20 protein-coding genes, 1 tRNA gene and 1 other RNA gene are annotated in these 21301 nt (G+C 68.4%); 17 read left to right on the top strand and 5 right to left on the bottom strand.

Annotated elements, in window-relative coordinates; all coding sequences use genetic code 11:
* Window positions 1-23 precede the first annotated feature (23 nt).
* From JL11_RS15555 to JL11_RS15540, 4 genes are all read left to right on the top strand, one after another.
* Window positions 24-533 (top strand): GAF domain-containing protein, encoded by a 510-nt coding sequence (locus tag JL11_RS15555; RefSeq protein WP_054766458.1) that lies wholly within the window; start codon window positions 24-26, stop codon window positions 531-533.
* 37 nt (window positions 534-570) lie between these two features.
* Entirely contained in the window at window positions 571-1245 is a 675-nt protein-coding gene (locus JL11_RS15550) for an SDR family NAD(P)-dependent oxidoreductase (RefSeq protein WP_231681332.1), read from the top strand.
* Window positions 1245-2090: an HpcH/HpaI aldolase/citrate lyase family protein gene (locus tag JL11_RS15545; RefSeq protein ID WP_054766456.1), complete on the top strand. Its 846-nt coding sequence runs from the start codon at window positions 1245-1247 to the stop codon at window positions 2088-2090. The genes JL11_RS15550 and JL11_RS15545 overlap by 1 nt, the downstream gene beginning before the upstream one ends.
* A 67-nt stretch (window positions 2091-2157) precedes the next feature.
* On the top strand, window positions 2158-3477 hold the full coding sequence (locus JL11_RS15540; protein WP_054766455.1) for an Hsp70 family protein: 1320 nt from the start codon (window positions 2158-2160) through the stop codon (window positions 3475-3477).
* Window positions 3478-3489: 12 nt separating this feature from the next.
* On the opposite strand, the gene JL11_RS15535 is transcribed toward JL11_RS15540, so the two are convergent.
* On the bottom strand, window positions 3490-4023 hold the full coding sequence (locus tag JL11_RS15535) for a MarR family winged helix-turn-helix transcriptional regulator (protein ID WP_054766454.1): 534 nt from the start codon (window positions 4021-4023) through the stop codon (window positions 3490-3492).
* Between the two features lie 79 nt (window positions 4024-4102).
* Here JL11_RS15535 and JL11_RS15530 point away from each other — a divergent pair, with 79 nt between their 5' ends.
* On the top strand, window positions 4103-5596 hold the full coding sequence (locus JL11_RS15530; protein WP_156314212.1) for a serine hydrolase domain-containing protein: 1494 nt from the start codon (window positions 4103-4105) through the stop codon (window positions 5594-5596).
* Between the two features lie 137 nt (window positions 5597-5733).
* Here JL11_RS15530 and JL11_RS15525 read toward each other — a convergent pair whose 3' ends face one another.
* Both JL11_RS15525 and JL11_RS15520 read right to left on the bottom strand, forming a co-directional pair.
* A complete protein-coding gene (locus JL11_RS15525; protein WP_054766452.1) occupies window positions 5734-6822 on the bottom strand; it encodes a hypothetical protein in 1089 nt (362 codons plus the stop codon).
* A gap of 391 nt (window positions 6823-7213) precedes the next feature.
* Window positions 7214-7289, bottom strand: a tRNA-Ile gene (locus JL11_RS15520).
* A gap of 223 nt (window positions 7290-7512) precedes the next feature.
* On the opposite strand from JL11_RS15520, the gene JL11_RS15515 reads away from it, so the two are divergent.
* A complete protein-coding gene (locus tag JL11_RS15515; protein ID WP_054766451.1) occupies window positions 7513-8265 on the top strand; it encodes an SIMPL domain-containing protein in 753 nt (250 codons plus the stop codon).
* Window positions 8266-8334: 69 nt separating this feature from the next.
* Here the strand turns inward: JL11_RS15515 and panD are convergent, their stop codons facing one another.
* A complete protein-coding gene (gene panD / locus JL11_RS15510) occupies window positions 8335-8691 on the bottom strand; it encodes an aspartate 1-decarboxylase (RefSeq protein ID WP_054766450.1) in 357 nt (118 codons plus the stop codon).
* Window positions 8692-8915: 224 nt separating this feature from the next.
* On the opposite strand from panD, the gene sppA reads away from it, so the two are divergent.
* The 3 genes from sppA (at window position 8916) to JL11_RS15495 (ending at window position 11908) form a co-directional block, all read left to right on the top strand.
* On the top strand, window positions 8916-10694 hold the full coding sequence (gene sppA / locus JL11_RS15505; protein WP_054766449.1) for a signal peptide peptidase SppA: 1779 nt from the start codon (window positions 8916-8918) through the stop codon (window positions 10692-10694).
* Between the two features lie 115 nt (window positions 10695-10809).
* A complete protein-coding gene (locus tag JL11_RS15500; RefSeq protein WP_054766448.1) occupies window positions 10810-11133 on the top strand; it encodes a hypothetical protein in 324 nt (107 codons plus the stop codon).
* Between the two features lie 13 nt (window positions 11134-11146).
* Window positions 11147-11908, top strand: coding sequence for a peptidoglycan recognition protein family protein (locus JL11_RS15495; RefSeq protein WP_054766447.1), 762 nt, complete (start codon window positions 11147-11149; stop codon window positions 11906-11908).
* Here the strand turns inward: JL11_RS15495 and JL11_RS15490 are convergent.
* Window positions 11905-12783 carry a hypothetical protein gene (locus JL11_RS15490; RefSeq protein ID WP_054766446.1) on the bottom strand — a complete coding sequence of 293 codons (879 nt, stop codon included), beginning with the start codon at window positions 12781-12783 and terminating at the stop codon, window positions 11905-11907. The two genes, JL11_RS15495 and JL11_RS15490, sit on opposite strands and share 4 nt — an antisense overlap.
* A gap of 111 nt (window positions 12784-12894) precedes the next feature.
* Here JL11_RS15490 and rnpB point away from each other — a divergent pair.
* The 8 genes from rnpB to mraY all read left to right on the top strand — a co-directional run bounded on the left by rnpB (window position 12895) and on the right by mraY (window position 21297).
* Window positions 12895-13274: RNase P RNA component class A (rnpB, locus tag JL11_RS17055), an RNA gene on the top strand.
* Between the two features lie 394 nt (window positions 13275-13668).
* A complete protein-coding gene (locus JL11_RS15485; RefSeq protein WP_054766445.1) occupies window positions 13669-14145 on the top strand; it encodes a division/cell wall cluster transcriptional repressor MraZ in 477 nt (158 codons plus the stop codon).
* Complete coding sequence (rsmH, locus tag JL11_RS15480; RefSeq protein ID WP_054766444.1) at window positions 14142-15110, top strand: 16S rRNA (cytosine(1402)-N(4))-methyltransferase RsmH; 969 nt, start codon at window positions 14142-14144, stop codon at window positions 15108-15110. The genes JL11_RS15485 and rsmH overlap by 4 nt, the downstream gene beginning before the upstream one ends.
* On the top strand, window positions 15107-15532 hold the full coding sequence (gene ftsL / locus JL11_RS15475) for a cell division protein FtsL (RefSeq protein ID WP_054766443.1): 426 nt from the start codon (window positions 15107-15109) through the stop codon (window positions 15530-15532). Before rsmH ends, ftsL begins: the two co-directional genes overlap by 4 nt.
* On the top strand, window positions 15529-17301 hold the full coding sequence (locus JL11_RS15470; protein ID WP_054766442.1) for a peptidoglycan D,D-transpeptidase FtsI family protein: 1773 nt from the start codon (window positions 15529-15531) through the stop codon (window positions 17299-17301). The genes ftsL and JL11_RS15470 overlap by 4 nt, the downstream gene beginning before the upstream one ends.
* Window positions 17298-18755 carry a UDP-N-acetylmuramoyl-L-alanyl-D-glutamate--2,6-diaminopimelate ligase gene (locus JL11_RS15465; RefSeq protein ID WP_054766441.1) on the top strand — a complete coding sequence of 486 codons (1458 nt, stop codon included), beginning with the start codon at window positions 17298-17300 and terminating at the stop codon, window positions 18753-18755. The genes JL11_RS15470 and JL11_RS15465 overlap by 4 nt, the downstream gene beginning before the upstream one ends.
* On the top strand, window positions 18748-20178 hold the full coding sequence (locus JL11_RS15460; RefSeq protein ID WP_054766440.1) for a UDP-N-acetylmuramoyl-tripeptide--D-alanyl-D-alanine ligase: 1431 nt from the start codon (window positions 18748-18750) through the stop codon (window positions 20176-20178). The genes JL11_RS15465 and JL11_RS15460 overlap by 8 nt, the downstream gene beginning before the upstream one ends.
* A 9-nt stretch (window positions 20179-20187) precedes the next feature.
* Window positions 20188-21297: a phospho-N-acetylmuramoyl-pentapeptide-transferase gene (gene mraY / locus JL11_RS15455; RefSeq protein ID WP_054766439.1), complete on the top strand. Its 1110-nt coding sequence runs from the start codon at window positions 20188-20190 to the stop codon at window positions 21295-21297.
* Window positions 21298-21301 lie beyond the last annotated feature (4 nt).

Raw genomic sequence — 21301 nt, 5'->3', positions numbered from 1 at the left:
GGCTGCGAATCGAAGGAGCGCCCATGTCCTATGTCCCCCGCGACGACCGCGCCGCCGACAAGGCGGACCGCTATGCCGAGGTCGAGGCCGAGATCCTGGCGGTGCTGGACGGGGAGCCGAATCTGACCGCGCGGATGGCGACCGTGGCCTCGATGCTGGCCGACGCCTTCGACCACTTCTTCTGGACCGGCTTCTACGTCGTCGCGCCGGACAAGACGCCGGATGGGGCGGACGAACTGGTGGTCGGACCCTATCAGGGGACGCTGGGCTGTCTGCGGATCGCCTTCGGGCGCGGGGTGTGCGGGACGGCGGCGGCGACACGCCAGACCCAGCTGGTCGAGGACGTCCACGCCTTTCCCGGTCACATCGCCTGCGACAGCCGCTCGGCCAGCGAGATCGTGGTGCCGGTGCTTGACGTTTCGGGCGAACTGATCGCCGTCTTCGACGTGGATGCGACGACCCCGGCGGCCTTCGACGCCGTGGACCAGGCGGGGCTGGAACGCCTGATGGCCAAGGTCTTCGCCGCAGGCTGAGCCGACAGACGAGAGGGGCAAAGGGATGGAGGACGAGATGAAACGGGTGATCGCGATCACGGGCGGGCACGGGGTGCTGGGCCGGGCCGTGCTGGAGGCCGCCCTGGCGGCGGGGCTGGCGGTCGCCGTCATCGACCATGCCGAAGGCCATCCGGTTCCGCCCGGGGTGCTTGAGATCGGCGGCGTCGACCTGACCGACCCGGTCCAGGCCGAGGAGGCCGTGGCCTCTGTCATCAGCCGCTACGGCCGGCTGGACGTCCTGGCCAATATCGCCGGCGGCTTCGTCTGGCAGACGACGGACGACGCGCAGCCGGCCTGGGACCGGATGCAGGCCCTGAACCTGACCACCGCCCTGAACGCCAGTCGCGCGGCCCTGCCCTATCTGAAGGCGGCGTCGGACGGGCGGATCGTCAATGTCGGCTCGGCTGCGGCGCTGAAGCCCGGCGCGGGCATGGGGGCTTACGGCGCGGCCAAGCTGGGCGTCCACGCCCTGACCCAAGCCCTGGCGGAGGAGCTGAAGACCACGTCCGTCACGGTCAATGCGGTGTTGCCGTCAATCATTGACACGCCCGCCAACCGCAAGGACATGCCCGACGCCGAACCGGCGACCTGGGTGGCGCCGGCCGATCTGGCGGCGGTGATCCTGTTCCTGGCCTCGCCTGAGAGCCGGGCCATGACCGGGGCGCTGGTTCCTGTGACCGGGCGGGTCTGATGCGGCGCGATCTGGTCCGCAGCGTCCTCTATCTGCCGGCCTCGAACGCCCGGGCGGTGGAGAAGGCGCGGACGCTGGACTGCGACGTGGCGATCCTGGACCTGGAGGACGCGGTGGTGCCCGAGGCCAAGATCGACGCGCGGGCGGCGGCGGTCGCGGCGGTGAAGACGGGGGGCTTCCGGCCCCGGTTGGGCGTGCGGATCAACGCCTTGGACACGGCGTGGGGCGAGGACGATCTGAGTGCCTTGGCGGATGCGGGCGCCGGTCTGATCGTCGCGCCCAAGGTCGAGACGGCCGAGACGGTTCACGCCCTGTCGGCCGGGGCGCCGCGCGCGGCCCTGTGGGCCATGATCGAGACGCCGCGCGGCCTGATCGCCCTGAACGAGATTGCGGCGGCGGGCCGGGGGCTTCAGGGGTTGATGCTGGGGGTCAACGACCTGGCCAAGGCCCTGGGAACGGGCGTCTCGCCGGATCGCGAACCGTTCAAGCCCTGGCTGGCGGCCCTGGTGGTCGCGGCGCGGGCGCACGGACTGCTGGCCGTCGACGGGGTGTTCAACCGGATCGAGGACGTCGACGGCCTGGCGGCCGAGGCGGCCCAGGGGCGGCTGTACGGCTTCGACGGCAAGAGCCTGATCCACCCGTCCCAGATCGCCGCCGCCAACACCGCCTTCGCCCCGTCCGAGGCCGAGGTCCAGGCGGCGCAGGCGGTGGTGGCGGCCTTCGCCGCGCCGGAAGCCGAGGGACAAGGCGCGATCCGGGTTGGGGGCGCCATGGTCGAACGCCTGCACCTGGACCAGGCCGAGGCCTTGCTGGCGCGACACGCCCAGGCGACGAACCGCCGGTAAGGCCCGATCCGGCGTTTCCTAATCCGCCGGGACACTGTAGGAAGCCCGCCCTTCGAGGAGCCGGGTCATGACCACGCCGCAGCCGATCACGATCGGCATAGACTTCGGCACGACCAATTCGGTCGTGGCCCTGGCCGATCCGGCGACCGGCGCCGAGCTGGTCCGTTTCACGGTTGACGGGGCGGGCGGCGTCTCCACCTTCCGCTCGGCCCTCAGCTTCCAGTTTCACCCGGCCGAAGACGGCGGTCGCCCCGAACGGGTGGTCGAGGCCGGGCCCTGGGCCATCGAGGCCTATGTGGACGATCCGGTGGACACGCGCTTCATTCAGTCGTTCAAGACCTTCGCCGCCAGCGCCGCCTTCACCGAGACCCGCATCCACGACCGGCGCTATACGTTCGAGGATCTGCTGTCCGCCTTCCTGCTGAAGCTGCGCCACCATGCGGGGGCCGCCATGGCCGATCTGCCGCCCCGCGTCATCGTCGGCCGCCCCGTGACCTTCGCCGGCAATCGGCCCGACGAGGCCCTGGCCCTGTCGCGCTACGAGACGGCGTTCAAGCGGCTAGGGTTCCAGGACGTCCGCTACGCCTATGAACCCGTCGGCGCCGCCTTCTATTTCGCCCGGACCCTGAAACAGGACGCCACCGTCCTGGTCGCCGACTTCGGCGGCGGCACCAGCGACTTCTCCATCGTCCGGTTCGAACGCACGCCCGAGGGGCTGAAATCCACGCCCCTGGCCCAATCCGGCGTCGGAGTGGCCGGCGACGCCTTCGACTATCGGATCATCGACCATCTGGTCTCGCCCGAACTGGGCAAGGGCAGTTTCTACACCAGCCTGGGCAAGACCCTGCCGGCGCCCCAGCGCTATTATTCCGCCTTCGCCCGCTGGGACCAGCTGGCCCTGCTGCGGGCGTCGCGCGACATGCGCGACATCCGCGCCCTGGCGACCACCTCGCTTGAGCCGGAGAAGATCGAGCGGCTGATCGAGGTGCTGGACGACAACCACGGCCACGCCCTGTACCGCGCCGTATCCAGCCTGAAACAGGATCTGTCGCGGGACGAGACGGCCGATTTCCGCTTCGTCGCGGGCGGGGTGCGGATCGAGGCGACGGTGACGCGGGCCCAATTCGACGCCTGGATCGCCCCCGAACTGGCCGAGATGGAGGCGGCGCTGGACCAGGCCATCGACCGCTCCGGACTGGACCCCTCCGCCATCGACCGCGTCTTCCTGACCGGCGGCACCTCCCTGACCCCCGCCGTCCGGACCCTGTTCACCCGCCGCTTCGGCCCCGACCGGATCGAGACAGGCGGAGAGTTCGAATCCATCGCCGCCGGCCTGGCCCTGATCGGACTGGAGCCCGACGTCGAACGCTGGACCCAGGGCGGCTGATTCGCAGCAGCCTCAGTCTTCCGCCGCCGTCATCAGGCGGCGCAGCACCGTCTCCGCCTCCCGCCTCTGGGTCGGGTCCAGCGGGGCCAGCGCGCGTTCGGCCATCGCGAAGCGCGGATCAATAAAGCCCTCGACCAGATCCAGCCCCTCGGGCGTCAGCTGGGCCAATAGACGCCGACGGTCCTCCTGCACGCTGTGACGCGACACCAAGCCCCGCGTCTCCAGGCGTCGCAGGCAGGCCGTCAGGCCGCCCGAACTCAGCAGGACACGCTTAGCCAGATCCGTCGGCGACAGTTCGAAGGGCGCGCCGGCGCGGCGCAAGGTCGCGAGCACGTCATAGTCGGAATAGGACAGGCCGTGTTCGGCCAGCATCTGCGCCACGGCCTCTTCGTACCGTCGCCCCAGCCACAGGATGCGTCCCACGATGTTCAGGGCGTCGGCCTGGGTTTGGGGCCGCGCGTTTCGCCAGTCAGCCAGGACGGCGTCGATCACGTCCGGCGAGGAGGGGGTCTGGATCATGGGGGGAGGATAGGCGGTGAAAACCACGCGTACAAACCTTTGTGTAAAATATCTTGACGTAAAATAAGTTGATGCAAAGATATCTGGATGTGACGGAGGATTTGACGTGGCTTTGAACAAGACCTGGCGCGCGGCTGCCGCAGCTGCCTGCGCCCTGCTGAGCGGCGCGTGCGCGACCTCGATCCAGGCCGCCCAGCTCCAGTCAGCCCCGTCACCGTCCGCCGTCGCACCCGATCTGAGCGCGGCCTTCGACGCCTATATGAAGGCGGTGGTGCAGAACGCGGCCTTCAGCGGGACTGTCCTGGTCGCCGCGCACGGGAGGCCTGTCTTCCGGGGAAGCTATGGACTGGCGAACCGGGCCTTCGACGTCCCCAATGACACCGACACCGTCTATCAACTGGCCTCGGTCACCAAGCCCTTCACCGCCCTTCTGATCATGATGCTGCAGGAGGAGGGCCGGCTCAGCGTCGATGACCTGGCCTGCGACCACCTCGCCGACTGTCCCCCGGCTTGGCGGGCCGTCACCGTGCGGCAGCTGCTGACCCACACCTCGGGAATCCCCAACTACACCAGCCTGCCGGACTGGGACGAAACCCTGGACAGCCGAACCTACGGCCCCGGCGGCGTCGTGGCCCTGGTGCGGGACCGGCCGCTCGAACTCGCGCCGGGCCAGGGCTATCGGTACAGCAACACCGGCTACAATCTGTTGGGTACGATCATCGAACGGGTCGCCGGCAAACCCTATCCGGAGGTCCTGCGTGAGCGGATTCTGACGCCGCTTCACATGGACCACACAGTCTTCAACGCCTCTCGGCGGATCATCCCTCATCTGGCGACCGGCTACTATTCGATCGGCTCCACCTTCATCGAGGCGACGCCGCAGTCGATGACCGGCGTCTATGGCGAGGCGGGGCTGAGCAGCACCGTGGACGATCTGTTGACCTGGGCCCAGGCCGTCGACGGCGGTCGGCTGGTCTCGCCCGCCTCCCTGGCCCAGATGACCGAAGGGGCGCGCAACAACTACGGCTTCGGCTGGGAGATTCGCACCTGGCACGGTCGCCGCATGGTCGGCCATGCGGGCAGCGGTCCGGGGTTTTCCAACATGGTCGCCCGCTTTCCCGACGACGACCTGACCATCGTGGTCCTCAGCAACAGCGACGAGGCCAGCGGCGGCGGGACGGCCCGGGCCCTCGCCGGCCTCTATTTCGGCGAGCCGACGTCCCTGCCGGAGGTTCAGCCCAAGACGGCGATCCTGGATGCGGTGATGGCGGGCGGGGCCGAGGCCGGAATCCGTCAGTATCAGGCCATGAAGGCGGCCCAGCCCTCGGCCGAAGCCTTCTCCACCGACGAACTTCTGGTCGAGATCGGCTATGAACTGTCCGGCCTGCCGGTCATGGAGGAGGCGCGCCGCCTGTTCGCCTTCACCCTCGAACAGTTTCCGCAATCGGCCTTCAGCCATGACGGCCTCGCCGACCTTTCAGCGGCCGAGGGCGACTTTGCGGCGGCGATCGCCCATTTCGAAACATCGCTGCGGCTTGATCCAGACAATGAGTACGCCCGCGAGGGGCTGAAGCGCCTAAAAGGCCTCCCTGAAAGCTGACGGCGAGCGCTGTCGGACCGAGTCTTCCGCGAGTTCGAATCCATCCCCGCCGGCCTGGCCCTGATCGGACTGGAGCCGGACGTCGAACGCTGGACCCAGGGCGGCTGAGGCTCGCGCTGCGCGTTCGGCGCGACGTCTCATTTCTTCGCAGGCTTCTCCGCGGTCGGGGCTTGCGGCTGAGACGGCTTGTCCGCCGTCGGCTGCCGCTCCTTCCAAGCGAACAGGTTCCGATTGTTCCAGGCGACGCGGATCGTCGCGGATTTGAACTCTCGCACCGCCACCTCATAGGTGGTGAAGGCGCCCTCATGGCAAGGCGGCAAGGCCAGCCGCATCGCCAGATTGTCCTTGATCAGGAAGGCGGAGATGTCTTCTGGAGACGGCGCGGTTTCAGAATGGAAAAGGAACCTCAGTTTTACGTTCGTCACCGGATATCGCATCGAAGATATGGAGTAGAACGGTTCTTTTGCGTTGTATTCATCGACCAGATGAATGACAGTCGTTCTCTTGACGATCACATTGAAGAATGCGCCGAAATTCTTGTAAATCGAATGTACTACCTGGTTGGGCAGTATGGTTATGAGCGGATTTCGAGGCAGGGATTCGTTGTAGATCTCGATCACATTGATCGATTTTTCGTTGCCCTGCTTTATGATTTCCCCCTTGATCGAGCGATGTCCGACCTGGGCGTCAAAGACTTGGTGGTCGGGGTCTATCGACGCCTTTTCCCCATCCACCTTGGTGGTCGAATGATAGGCGCCCACGTCGGGTTGGTTGGCGTGGAAGAATTGCTTCCTCGTCAAAATTGCCCGCTTCATGTCGGGCTCGGCGAAGCTTAGGGTGACGTCGGTCTCCAAAACCGACAGTGGGACGCGCGCATTGTCCCAGTATTCGATCGCCTGTCGAACCCAGATGCCCAGCACCACCAAGGGTATGACGCTCGCCGCCAAGAACAGATAGCCGCCGATCGGCACGTCTGGATAGATCGGCGTCGGGATTTGCAGGAGGGCGATGAAGGTGTCGACGGCGTCGTGGGTGCAGACCTTGGGCAGTTCGCCTGCCTGGCCCGCCGCAACAGCGTTCAGCCGGTGGGCCAAGGCAGGGTCGCTGATCGCCACGCATTTTCCATACTCTCGGATCGGCGGCCAAAAGATCGCCGCCCAGCCCGCGATCCAGGTTATGGCGCCCGCCAACCAACCCAGCCTGTCCCACCACCTGCCTTTGAACATCACGCGCCTCCCGGTGGCATAAAGCTCGTTTTCAGCGAACGCGGCAATCCAAAAAGGAAGGGCCAAAAAGCAAAAAGGACAGGGCTGGTGAGGCCCTGTCCCTTTCACTCGCCGTTCGGCGAAAAACCAGCAGCCCGCTGGCGGGGCTTAGATCGTTTCGGTCGCACGCATACTCATTGCCTCGCTTCCAGAGTCGGAAAATACCGACGTTCAGAGCCTAACGGCCCATGATTAAGAAAATCCCTTCGCCGCCGCCGTGTTCCCGACGGTTGGAAGAGAGAGAAGTGGGTGTTCGACATCGACCGCACAAGCGATCTGCTGTTTGACTACTTGTGTTCGGCCGTTCCGGCTAGACCCCTGAGGGCTGAGAAATTCAGAGAAAGAAGTCCCGTGGTAGGCCCGGAGGGACTCGAACCCCCAACCAGACCGTTATGAGCGGTCGGCTCTAACCATTGAGCTACAGGCCCCCAGGGACGCGGCCGAGAGGCGCGGCGCGGCGGGAGGAACGGCCTAGCAGGGGAGGGCGCGGCTTGCCAAGGGCCTGATCTTCGCCGCGTCCGTTTCGGCGAATTCATCAAGATGAACGGAAACCGACATCGACGACCGGACGTTCGTTCAGGCGTAAAAGGCCAAGGTTACGGCCATGGATCGACGACCCCGTCGGTCGGGATCTTCCACGGAGACATCTTCATGAAACGCGCCTTCCAATCCCTGATGCTGGGCGGGGCCCTGACGGCCGCTGCGGTGATGGGCGCCGTCGCGCCGGCTGCGGCCCAGACGGTCCAGCCGGGCGTCCAAATGATGCAGCCTCCGCCCTCGCTGAACCTGTCGGCCTATGGCGAGGTCAAGGCCGCGCCGGACATGGCGACCATCAGTTTCGGCGTCCAGACCGAGGCGGCGACGGCCCAGGAGGCGATGCGCGACAATGCGACCCGCATGACCCAGGTCATGGCCGCCCTGCGCCGCGCCGGGATCGCCGAGCGCGATGTCCAGACCTCGGGCCTGAACCTGTCGGCGCAATATGACTATCAGCAGAACGAACCGCCCAAGCTGCGCGGCTATCAGGCCGTGAATCGGGTGACGGTGACGATCAACAACCTGACCAAGGTCGGGACCACCGCCGACGCCGTGGTGGCCGCCGGGGTCAATCAGATCGACGGCATCAGCTTCGGCCTGAAGGATCCCTCGGCGGCCGAGGACCAGGCGCGCCGACTGGCCGTGCAGGCGCTTCAGGCCAAGGCCCAGCTGTACGCCCAGGCCCTGAACGTCCAGCTGGCGGGCATCCGCAACCTGAGCGAAGGCGGCGGCTATGCGCCCCAGCCGCCGCAGCCGATGTTCGCCGCCCGCGCCGTGGCGCTGGAAAGCCGCGACAGCACGCCGGTGGCCGCCGGCGAACTGACGGTGCGGATCGACATCACCGGCGTCTACGACATCGCCCGCTGATCCCGGGTGCAGAATGAGAAAGGCCCGCCGTCGACGGCGGGCCTTTTTTGCATCGGCGACGATCTCGGCTCAGGCCGCGCGCTTGATCTCGTTGTTGTCGTCCAGCAGCACGACGTTGGGCGTCCACTGGCGGGCTTCTTCCTGGGGCAGTTGGCCGTAGGTGACCACGATCACCTTGTCGTTCTTCTGGACCAGGCGGGCGGCGGCGCCGTTGACGCCGATCACCTTGGAGCCGCGCGGGGCCTCGATGGCGTAGGTGGTGAAACGGGCGCCGTTGGTGATGTTCAGCACATCGACCTGTTCGTTCGGATAGATTCCGGCCGCATCCAGCAGGTCCATGTCGATGGCGATCGACCCCTCGTAATCGAGGTCGGCCTGGGTCACCGTGGCCCGGTGCAGCTTGGACTTCATCAGGGTGACCAGCATGGACGGCGGTCTCCGAAATAGGACACGGGGCGATAGCCCCCGCTCGCAGGCGGCTCATATAGGCATTTCCGCATTCCGCATCAATCGCGGCGCCGCATTGCAACCGCGGCCGTGTGCGGCGCCGAACTGCGCCCTCACGTTGCACGACGTTCATTTGACGGTGACTGTTCCCGCTCTATGGTGCGGCTGAGCCATTCCGGCCTCTTACGAGCGCGCCTTTTCCCATGAAGCAATTCTTTCTGACGGTTCTGGGGGTCTTCACCGGACTGATCCTGTTCGTCGTCGTGGTCCCGGTCGTTCTGCTGACGGTCGCCATCGCCGGCGCCTCCAAGCCGACGACGCCCGCGACCATGGTGCTGGAACTGGACCTGCGCGAGGGGATCAGCGACCAGCCCTCGACCAATCCGTTCGCGGCCTTCGGGGGATCGAGCCTGTCGGTGACCCAGGTGGTGGACGGTCTGGCCCAGGCCCAGGAGGACGCCGGCGTCAAGGCCGTGCTGGTCCGCCTGCCGGAAAGCGGCATGACCCCGGCCTCGGCGGATGAGCTGCGCCAGGCGATCCGCCGCTTCCGCGCCTCGGGCAAGCCGGTCATCGCTCACAGCCAGGGCTTCGCCCCTGCGGGCGCGGTGATGTCCACCTATATGGTCGGCGCCTCGGCGTCGGAACTGTGGATGCAGAACACCGCCGGATTCCAGGCCACCGGCTTCTCGGCCGACAGTCTGTTCCTGGGGCGCGCCTTCGACAAATACGGCGTCCGCGCCGATTTCGAGCAGCGCTACGAATACAAGAACGCCGTCAACGAATACACCCAGAGCGACTACACCCCCGCCCACCGCGAGGCCATGACGGCCTGGATGACGTCGCTGTACGACAGCGCCCTGGCCAACGCCGCCCAGGACCGCAAGACGACCTCGGCCGCCCTGAAGACGGTGATCGAGGCCGGCCCCTATTCGGCGGAACAGGCCCTTTCGAACAAGCTGGTCGACAAGATCGGCCAGGTCGAGGAGGCCGAGGCCGAGATCAAGCGCCGCGCCGGCAAGGGCGCCGAGATCGTCGAATTCGGCAAATACGTCTCTGAAAAGGGCGAACGGACCGGATCGGGCCGCAACGCCATAGCCATCGTCGGCGGGGAAGGGGCGATCGTGACTGGCCGCAGCGACGGCGGCGGCTTCGGCGGCGGCTCCTCCATCCATTCGGACGATACGGCCGAAGCCATCTATGACGCCATTGAGGACAAGAGCGTGAAGGCCATCGTCTTCCGTGTCTCCTCGCCCGGCGGCTCGCCCGAGGCGTCGGAACAGATCCTGGCGGCGGTGCGCGCGGCCAAGGCCGCCGGCAAGCCGGTGGTGGTCTCCATGGGCGCCTACGCCGCCTCCGGCGGCTATTGGATCAGCTCCGAAGCCGACTGGATCGTGGCCCAGCCCTCGACCCTGACCGGCTCCATCGGCGTGTTCGGCGGCAAGTTCGTGATCGCCGACGCCCTGGGCCGGTTCGGCGTGGACATGCGCGAGCTGACCGTGGGCGGTTCCTACGCCGACGCCTTCTCCCCGACCCAGCCCTTCACCAACAGCCAGCGCGCGGCCTTTGCGGCCTCGATGGACCGGATCTACGACGACTTCATCACGCGCGTCGCCACCGGCCGCAAGCTGGAGCCGGCGCGGGTGCGCGAGATCGCCAGGGGCCGGGTCTGGACCGGCGCCCAGGCCCTGCCTCTGGGACTGGTCGATCAGCTGGGCGGGCTGAACGAGGCGGTGGCCAAGGCCAAGGCCCTGGCCAAGATTCCGGCCGGCGAGTCGGTCCGCTTCAAACATTTCCCCAAGCAGAAGTCGCCGTGGGAGGCCCTGTCGGAAATGTTCGGGGTCCAGAGCGAGGCGGCCCAGGCCCTGGTCATGCTGGGCGGGGTCATGGCCGACCCTCAGGCCCAGGCCGTCATGCGCCGCATCGAGGGCGAGCGGATGCGCAGCGAGGGCGCGGTCGTGCTGGCCGATCAGCCGGTCTTCTGAAGGAGGCGTGACGATCCATCGCACACAGGCGTGAGGGGGCGCTCCATTGACCGCACGTCTCAATGGACCGACATTGAGGCTTGGGCGTTCTGCGGAACGTCTGAAAGGATGATCCATGTTCCAGTCTGAACGTCTCGCCTCCCTGGGCGTCGCGGCCCGTCGCCGGCCCAACGGCCTGGTGGCCTCCATCCTGTGGGTCGCCGGCCTGATCGCCGCCGTCGCCGCCATGGCGGTAGGCGCTGTTCTGGCCGTCTTCACCGCCGCCGCGGTGGCCGTGATCGCCCTGTTCGCCGGCGTGCTGGTCTTTCTGGCCGGTCTGGCCATGCGGGCGCGCCGCAACCTGACCCCGCGCCGTCGCGCCGGAGACCCCGAGCTGATCGAGGCTCACAAGGTCAACGGCACTTGGGTCGCCTACGGCTGGGACCGCCACGGCCGCTGAAGCCCCCTGAACCATGGTTGAGCTGATCGCGGCGCCCTCGCCGAACTTCGATGCGCGCCGGGCGCCGCCCGATATGCTGGTCCTGCACTATACCGGGATGGAGACCGGCGAGGCCGCCCTGGCCCGTCTGCGCGACCCGGAGGCCAAGGTCTCGGCCCATTATCTGGTCGAGGAGGACGGCCGCATCTTCCAGCTGGCGCCCGAGGAACGGCGCGCCTGGCACGCCGGTCGGGGCGTCTGGCGGGGCGAGGACGACTGCAACGCCGTCTCCATCGGCATAGAGATCGTCAATCCGGGCCATGAGTTCGGCTATCGCCCCTTTCCCGAGGCCCAGATCGCCGCGGTGATCGCCCTGATCGGCGAGATTCGCCAGCGCTGGACCATTCCGGACAACCGCATCATCGGCCATTCCGACCTGGCGCCGGATCGCAAGGCCGATCCCGGCGAACTCTTTCCCTGGAAGCGGCTGGCCGAGGCCGGACACGGCCTGTGGTTCGAACCGGCGCCCGAACGGATCAAGGCCCTGGGCGGCCTACTGCAGAAGGGAGACCAGGGGATCGGGGTCGTGGTCCTGCGCGCCGGCCTGCACCGGCTGGGCTATGGGCTGGCGCCCGGCGGCGACTACGACGCCGAGACCGAGACCACTGTTCGCGCCTTCCAGCGCCACTGGCGGCCCGGGCGCGTCGACGGTGTCGCCGACGGCGAGACCCGCGCCCGTCTGGTCGGCCTGCTGCAGCTGGCCAGCGTCGAGAGCGTCACGGGCGTGCTGGATTAGTAGGTTCGCGCGCGCGCCGTCGCCGCCAGCAGTCCGACCCCCAGCCAGGCGCCCAGGATCGGGCTCATGCCCACCCCGACCAAGGGAACCGGAAAGGCGCCGAACAAGGGCGTGACCGCCCAGGCGGCCAGACACAGGCTCAGTGCGGCGCCGGCCAGCTTCAGTCTGGCGTCAGGCCGGGTCAGGGTGGCCGGAACCGCTGCGAAGGCGGCCAGAAGGATCAGGGCCAGACTGCCGATCAGCGGCGAGACTTGGAAGGCCAGGCCGACGATCTCCTCCACCTCGGCCACCGGCTGCAACGGATCGGGCCGCATCCAGGCCGCCGCAGCCGCAAGTCCGGCGAACAGGATCAAGGCGGCCTTCACTCCACGGCCGGGCGCACGAAAGGCGGCGACCAGGATCAGGACCGCCGCCAGGGTCGTGGTCTGAGAAGCGTCCGGCTGGGCGACCAGCAGGATCAGGGCCACAACGGCGGCCGCCTGGGTCGCCCAGACCACCCAACGGTCCTCGGCCGCCGCCAGCACGACCGACAGGGACGGCAGGACGACCATGGCGATATTGACGTGCAGCGGCCCGGCGTCGATCCAGCGATGCACCCTCTCCTGGGCTGGATTGAAGAAGCTGGCCGCCAGCCCCGCCACGGCCAGTCCGGCGACCGCCAGCGCCGCCCCCGGCGAGACGATGCGCCGCCCCGCCGCCGCCAGGGCAGCGGCGATCACCGCCCCGACCAGCCAGGCCGCCAGGTTCCGTCCCCAGGAGGCCGCCGATACGCCGCTGAGGGCGCAGACGGCGGCGCCCAATCCCACGGCGGCCAGGGACGCCAGGCCGAATCCCGCCATCAGCCGCGCGCTCTTGCCCGTCGCCGTCTTCGCCATGATCGCGCCCCTCCAGCCACGCCCAGCAGTCACGGCGCCCCCGGTCTCGTCAAGCCGCGAATGATCCGCCTGCTGTTGACCTGGGCGGCCGGGCGGCGCATCTAGCCCCCGCCAGACGGCCGGGCGGTCGCGGCGGACTTCGCGTCCGTCGAGGAAAGTCCGGGCTCCACGGTGAAAAGGCGGCGGATAACTTCCGCCCGGGGCGACCCGAGGGATAGCGCCACAGAAAGCAAACCGCCTCCCGTTCGCGGGCGGCAAGGGTGAAAGGGTGGGGTAAGAGCCCACCGCGGACCTGGCGACAGGGACGGCATGGCAAGCCCCGCCTGGAGCAAGACCAAATAGGGACATCGTGCGGGGTTCGCCTCGCGGGGCTCACCGCCCTGGATGTCCGGGTAGGTCGCGAGAACCGTTCAGCAATGGACGGTCCAGAGGAATGATCGTCGCCGTCCTTCGGGGCGGAACAAAACCCGGCTTACAGGCCGTCTGGCATATCTTTTTTTGAGGGCCTATCGGCCTTCGGCCTACTTGAGGCCTTTCGTTTGGGCGGCGCGTCTTCAGCCCGCTTGAGGCAGTTGCTTCCATCCCCATCTTTCGCCGCCGGATCGGGCCGTCCACACGGCGGCGCCCGTTAACCTCTTGTGGGCGCTGGACTGCCTAGACTGATCCACAGCCTGTGAATACTTTGCAAGTTCCGCTTATGTTCTCTCCGTCGGAGCGACTTCAAGTCCAATCGCGTGAAAACATGGTTAAGTAACACTGCTGATCCCATTGAGACCCATTTCATCCCATGCTATCCCACTCTCATGAGATGGGGCTGAGAGGCGGGCGCGGCGGGCGTTCGTCAGGCATCTAAGGGACGGGCCGAAGGGTTCGATTGGGCAGGGCGTGTTTCTCTCGACCTACGAGAAGCAGCTGGACGGCAAACGCCGTCTCCTGATCCCCAATGATTTCCGCACGGCCGAAAACGGCGCGGCCGGCGGCGTCTTCATCTTTCCCTCCATCGAGGCCGACTGTCTGGAAGCGGGCGGCGACCGTCTGTTCGCCGTCTATGCCGAGATGATCGAATCCCTGCCGTTCGGCTCCGAGGAACGTTCGGCCCTGGAATGGCAGGTGATGGGCGAACAGGTCCGCCTGGCCTATGACGCGGGCGGCCGCATCACCCTGCCCGAATCCCTGTGCGCCGAGGCGGGTCTGGAGGACACGGTCGTCATCGTCGGCTTGAACGACCGGTTCCAGATCTGGTCGCGCGAGAAGTGGGCGGCCCGTCGCGCCGAACAGCGCGCCCTGGCCAAGGCCGGCATGGCCCAGATCGGCGCTCTGAAACTGGCGGCCCAGATGAAGCTGGCAGGAGGCGGTTCGTGACTGAAGCGCCCCACGCCCCCGTCCTGCTCGCCGAGGTGATCGAGGCTCTTAAGCCCGCGCCCGGCGAGGTCGTGATTGACGCCACCTTCGGCGCCGGCGGCTATACGCGCGCCATTCTGGCGACCGGCGCCGCCGTGATCGCCCTGGATCGCGATCCGACGGTTCAGCCCCACGCCGACGCCGTGGCCGCCGACTTCCCCGACCGGTTCCAACTGGTCCGCACTCCCTTCTCGGGCCTGGCCCAAGCTTTTGCCGACAGCGGCAAGGCCCGGCTGGACGGCGCCGTCTTCGACATCGGCGTCTCGTCGATGCAGCTGGATCAGGCCGAGCGCGGCTTCTCCTTCATGCGCGACGGCCCGCTGGACATGCGGATGTCGGATGAGGGCGAGACCGCCGCCGACATCGTCAACGGCTGGGACCACGGCCCCCTGGCCCATATCTTCAAACTGTACGGCGAGGAGCGTCAGTCGGGTCACGTCGCGACCGCCATCCTGCGTCGCCGGGTCGAACAGCCCTTCACCCGCACCCTGGACCTGGCCGAGGTGGTCGAAAAGGCATTGGGCGGCCGTCGCGGCGCGCCGATCCATCCGGCCACGCGGGTGTTTCAGGCTCTGCGCATCGCGGTGAACGACGAACTGGGCGAGCTGGAGCGCGGGCTGGAGGCGGCTGAGGCGACCCTGGCGCCGGGCGGCCGTCTGGCCGTCGTCACCTTCCATTCGCTGGAGGACCGGATCGTGAAGGCCTTCCTGACCGAGCGGACCGGCAATACGCCGGCCGGATCGCGTCACGCCCCGATCGCCGTCGATCCGCGCAAGCCCAGCTTCACCCTGCAGTTCAAAGGCGCGCGCGAGGCCGGGGACGAAGAGCGGTCGGCCAATCCCCGCGCTCGCTCGGCCAAGCTGCGGGCGGCGATCCGCACCGAGGCCCCGGCCTGGGCGCCCCAAAAGAAGAGGATGGCGGCATGACCACGGCGCCCTTCTTCGGCTATTCCCGCAACGCCCTGCAGCGGCTGTTCGACTGGAAGATCCGCGGCGTCCGCTGGATCGAGATCATCGGCGTGGCCCTGGTCGCGGTGATGATCGTCTCGGTCTATGCGGCCAAGGCCGCCGCCGCGCGCGAAAGCAGCCGCATCGCCGAGCTTGAGCGCGACATTCGCGAAAACCGCCAGCGGGTCCGCCTGCTGCGCGCCGAGGTGGCCCGTCTGGAACAGCCCGCCCGGCTGGAAAATCTGTCGCGCCAGATCGGCATGGCTCCGGTGGACGTCCGTCGTCAGGCCGATGAAGCCCAGTTGCCGCACCTGAAGTCGGCCGCCGCGCCCGCGTCCCCGGCTCAGCCTCAGGCCGCCGCCCCGTCCGCCGACGCCCCATCCGATGAGGCGGCGCAATGACGGTTCAGGATCATCGCTATCACCGGCCGGCGCCGGGCGTGGATCTGCAAGGCCGGTTGTCGCCCTTCTGGCGCTGGCTGTCGGAACTGGTCTGGCGGCTGGAGCACGGCTTCGAACGCGCCCGCGCCGACGCCCGCCCGGAAGAGGACACCCGCGTCCGCATCTTCCTGATCCTGATCGTCTTCTCCTGCGTCTTCGCCGGTCTGGCGCTGGGGGCCTCCTACCGGGCCCTGTTGGCCCCGGCCGGCGCCCGCGGGTCCGGCGCCAGCCCCGACGCCCTGGTGCGCGGCGACCTGACGGACCGCAACGGCGAGCTGCTGGCGATCAACATCGTCCACTATGGCCTCTATATCGACCCGGCGGAGATCTGGGACCGCGGCCTGGCCTATCGCCAGCTGCGCCGCGCCCTGCCGCGCATTCCGGCCGAGCGGCTTCGGCGGGTGCTGGACGGCGACCGCCGCCTGATCGTGCTGACCGGTCTGACGCCCCAGGAGAAGGCCGCCGTCCACGATCTGGCCCTGGGCGGTGTCACCTTCGAGCCGGAGGACCGGCGCGCCTATCCGCTGGGAACCTCCGCCGTTCACCTGATCGGCGACGCCGATACGGGCGGGCAGGGGATCTCCGGCGCCGAACTGGCCTTCAACGACGAGATCCGGGCGGCAGGCCAGCGCGGCGAAAGCTTCCCCCTGTCGATCGACCTGCGGGTGCAGGGGGTGGTCGAGAACGAACTGGCCGCCGCAGCGATCAAGAACCAGGCCAAGGGCGCCGTCGCCATCGTCACCGACGTCCAGACCGGCGAGGTCCTGGCCATGGCCAGCTGGCCCAACTTCAGCCAGTCGAACCGCGGCGCGGCGCCCGACGGCGCGACCCTGAACCGGGCGGTGTCGGGCCACTATGAAATGGGCTCGGTCTTCAAGACCTTTACGGTGGCGGCCGGTCTCGACACCGGCCGGGCGGACATGGGCACCCTGTTCGACGCCTCCGAGGCGTTCCAGATCGGCGACCGCAAGATCAAGGACTTCCACGCCCAGAACCGGGTCATGACCCTGGAAGAGGTCTATCTGCACTCGTCCAACATCGGCACGTCCCAGCTGGCGGTGCAGATGGGGCCGGACACGATGCGCGACTATTTCCGGCGCCTGGGGCTGCTGGACGCCTCCACCATCGAGCTGAAGGAATCGGCCCGACCGGTCCTGCCGCGTCGCTGGGACAACTCGACCCTGGCCTCGCTCTCCTTCGGCTACGGCATCATGATCACCCCGGCCCAGATGGTTCAGGCCATGGGCGCCCTGACCAACGGCGGGCGGATGGTGCCCCTGTCCCTGCGTCGCGGCGGCGCGCGCGGCGCCAAGCCGCAGCAGATCGTCACCGAGGACACCTCGCGGGCGGTGCTGGAGCTGATGCGCGCCAATGTGGTCAAGGGCTCGGGCGGTTTCGCCGACGCGCCGGGGCTTCGTGTCGGGGGCAAGACGGGCTCGGCCAACAAGCTGGTCAACGGCCGCTATGACCCCAGCCACGCCCTGGGCTCCTTCGCCGCCGTCTTCCCCGTGGACGGGCCTCTGACCGCCAAACGCTACGCCGTCTTCGTCCTGATGGACGAGCCGGGAACCTATCCCAAGACCGGCGCCTATGTGGCCGCGCCCGCCGTGCGCAACATCGCCGACCGGATCGCCGGCTTCCTGGGCGTCGAGCGCCGCGCCGACCGCTGGCGCACGGCCTCGGGCGAGAAGATCCCGCAATATCAGGACGTGCAGGGGGACGGGCTGTGAGCGCGCTTCACCTGTCCGATCTGCTGCGCCGCGACCTGGCGTCCGATCCGATCATCACCGGCGTGACCGCCGACAGCCGCAAGGTCGCGCCCGGCGCCCTGTTCGTCGCCCTGCCGGGTACGACGGCCGACGGCCGCGCCTTCATTCCCCAGGCCCTGGCCCAGGGGGCGGCGGCGGTGCTGGCGCCCAGCGACACGCCCGACGGCGCGGCGCCGGTCCTGGTCACTTCGGGCGACGTGCGCCGGACCTACGCCATCGCCGCGCGCAGCTTCTACGGCGCTCAGCCCAAGACCTGCGTGGCGGTGACGGGCACCAACGGCAAGACCTCGGTCGCCGCCTTCTGCCGCCAGATCTGGGCCGGCCTGGGCCACAAGTCGGCCAGCATGGGCACCTTGGGCGTCGTCGGTCAGAAGGGGGACAAGACCTACGCCCTGACCGGCCCCGGCCTGACCAGCCCCGACGCGGCCGAGGCCGCCCGCCTGATGGCCGAGCTGGCCGCCAAGGACGTGACCCATGTGGCGGTCGAGGCCTCGTCTCACGGCATCGACCAGCGCCGTCTGGACGGGGTGGCCCTGACGGCGGCGGCCTTCACCAACCTGACCCAGGACCATCTCGACTATCACGGCACCATGGACGCCTATCGCGCCGCCAAGCTGCGCCTGTTCGAGGCCCTGCTGCCGCGCGGCCGCACGGCGGTGCTGAACGCCGATTCCGACGCCTATTCCGCCTTCGCCGCCGCCTCCATCATGGCGGGCCTGGGGGTCATGGGCGTGGGCGAACGCGGGCGCGACCTGACCCTGATCGGCCGCCAGGCGACGCCGGAGGGCCAGCGCCTGACCCTGGACGTGCAGGGCGAGGTGCGTGACATCCTGTTGCCCCTGGCCGGCGCCTTCCAGGCCTCGAACGCCCTGGTGGCGGCGGGCCTGTGCATCGCCGCCGGCGACCGCCCCGACGCCGTCATCGGCGCCCTGGAAGGCCTGACCGGCGCGCAAGGCCGGCTGCAACGGATCGGCGCCGAGACGGGACGCGGCGAGGTCTATGTCGACTACGCCCATACGCCGGACGGGCTGGAGACGGTGCTGACCGCCCTGCGCCCCCATGCGACCGGCCGTCTGATCGTGGTCTTCGGCGCCGGCGGCGACCGGGATCGCGGCAAACGGCCCCTGATGGGCGAGATCGCGGCGCGTCTGGCCGACGTCGCCATCGTCACCGACGACAATCCCCGCTCCGAAGACCCCGCCGCCATCCGCGCCCAGGTCCGCGCCGGCTGTCCTGACGCCTTCGAGATCGGCGACCGCCGCGCGGCCATAGAGGCGGCGATCGAAATGATGCGCGACGGAGATGTGGTGGTCATCGCCGGAAAAGGGCATGAACAGGGCCAGATCGTCGGCGGGACGACTCATCCCTTCGACGACGCCACCGTCGCGTCCGAGGCCCTGTCTTTGTATGCCTGATACACCCGCCCGCCCGCTCTGGACGGCCGCCGAGATCGCCGCCGCCACGGGCGGCGTGCTGCATGGCGACGACCGCCCCGTCACGGGCCTGACCTACAACAGCCGCGAGATCGTCCCCGGCGACCTGTTCCTGGCCCTGAAGGGCGCGCGCGACGGGCATGAGTTCGCAGCCTCCGCCTTCGCCGCCGGCGCGGCGGCCGCCCTGGTCGAACGGCCGGTCGAGGGCGGACCCTATGTCGTGGTCCCCGACACCCTGCACGGGCTGGAGGCCCTGGGCGTCGCCGCCCGCGAGCGTGCGCCCCAGGTCAAGCGCGGCGCCGTCACCGGCAGCGTCGGCAAGACCAGCGTGACCCAGGCGATCAAGGCGGGGCTTGATCTGGCCGGCCCCGCCCACGCCTCGATCAAGAGCTACAACAACCATATTGGCGTGCCTCTGACCCTGGCGCGGATGCCGGTCGAGACCCGGCGCGCTGTTTTCGAGATCGGCATGAACGCCCCCGGCGAGATCGCGCCCCTGTCGCGCTTCGTCGCGCCCCACGCCGCCTGCGTCACTACGGTCGGTCCGGTCCATATCGAGGCCTTCTCGGATGGAGAGGCGGGGGTGGCGCGCGAAAAGGCCTCCATCTTCCAGGGTCTGATCCCCGGCGGGACGGCGGTGGCCAACGGCGACGTCGCCTTTTCCGGCCTGCTGTGTGACGCGGCCCGGGCGGCCGGGGCGCGGCTCGTGACCTTCGGGACCGATCCGGGCCATGACGCCCGCCTCAAGGACTTCCGCCCGGACGCCGAGGGGGCGACGGTCTTGGCAGACCTGTTCGGCAAGCCGCTGGAGTATCGTCTGGCCCAGTCCGGCGCCCATTGGGGGCTGAACAGCCTGTGCGTCCTTCTGATGCTGAACGCCCTGGACGTCGAACTGGAGACGGGGCTCCAGGCCCTGGCCGGCTTCCAGCCCCTGGCGGGACGCGGCCAGACCCGCGCCGTCGCCGTCCCCGGCGGCGCCTTCACCCTGATCGACGAAAGCTACAACGCCAATCCCCTGTCGATGACGGCGGGCTTCAAGAGCCTGGCCGCCCGCCCCGCCGCCGGCCGCCGCATCGCGGTCCTGACCGACATGCTGGAGCTGGGCGACCAGAGCCGCGCCCTGCACGAGGGCCTGGCCCAGCCGATCGAGGCGGCGGGCCTGGATCTGGTCCACGCCGCCGGGCCTCAGATGCGCTGGCTCTACGAGGCCCTGCCGACCTCGCGCCGTGGCCTGTGGCGCGAAACCGCCGCCGAACTCGCCGCCGAGGCGTCCGTGCTGGCGGGCCCCGGCGATATCGTCATGGTCAAGGGATCGAACGGGTCCAGGGCGTCCCTGGTCGCCAAGGCCCTGGCCGATCTTCAAACCGCCCCTTCAAGCCCTGACACGCCCCCGGCGCCCCGATAGAGACCCCGCATGTTCTATCTTCTGTACCTCTATTACGCCGACGTCGCGCACCAGTATCCGCTGCTGAACCTGATCCAGTATCAGACCGTCCGCACGGCCCTGGCCCTGGCGACGGCGGCCATCGTCGCCGTGGCCATGGGCAGCCGCTTCATCAACTGGATCCGCGCCAAACAGGGCCGGGGCCAGCCGATCCGCGACGACGGTCCGGTCTCCCACCTGTCCAAGGTCGGCACCCCCACCATGGGCGGGCTGATGATCCTGGCGGGCATCGGCGTGGCCGTCTTCCTGTGGGGCGACCTGACCAATCCCTATATCTGGATCGTCAGCTTCGTGACGGCGGCCTTTGGCGTGTTGGGCTTCATCGACGACTACGCCAAGGTGACCAAACAGACCTCGGCGGGCCTGACTTCGAAACAGAAGCTGGTCGCCCAGACGGCGGTGGCCGTGATCGCCGGCGTCCTGACCGTCCTTTGGATGACCGCCTCGCCGACCTCGCCGGGGCTTGAGACCTCGATCGCCTTCCCCTTCTTCAAGGCGGTTCTGCTGAACATCGGCTGGTTCTATGTGGCCTTCGCCGCCTTCACCATCGTCGGTTTCTCCAATGCGGTGAACCTGACCGACGGTCTGGACGGGCTGGCGACCGTGCCGGTGATGATGGCGGCCGGCGCCTTCGGCGTGATCTCCTATCTCGCCGGCAACTTCGTCTTCTCCCAATACCTTCAGATCCACCACGTTCCCGGATCGGGCGAGCTGGCCATCTTCTGCGCCGCCATGATCGGCGGGGGCGCGGGCTTCCTCTGGTACAACGCCCCCCCGGCCAAGATCTTCATGGGCGACACCGGCTCCCTGGCCCTGGGCGGGGCGCTGGGCGCCATAGCCGTCACCACCAAGCACGAGCTGGTGCTGGGCATCGTCGGCGGTCTGTTCGTGATGGAGGCCGCCTCGGTCATGATCCAGGTCGGCTATTACAAGCTGACCAAGAAGCGCATCTTCCTGATGGCGCCGATCCACCACCATTTCGAAAAGATGGGCTGGCCGGAATCCACCGTGGTCATCCGTTTCTGGATCATCGCCGGGGCCCTGGCCCTGCTCGGCCTGTCCACGCTGAAACTGCGTTGACGCC

The organism is Brevundimonas sp. DS20 (assembly GCF_001310255.1).
In the GTDB taxonomy this organism is placed as follows: Bacteria; Pseudomonadota; Alphaproteobacteria; order Caulobacterales; family Caulobacteraceae; genus Brevundimonas; species Brevundimonas aurantiaca.
This window is presented reverse-complemented; position numbering and strand designations above follow the sequence as displayed.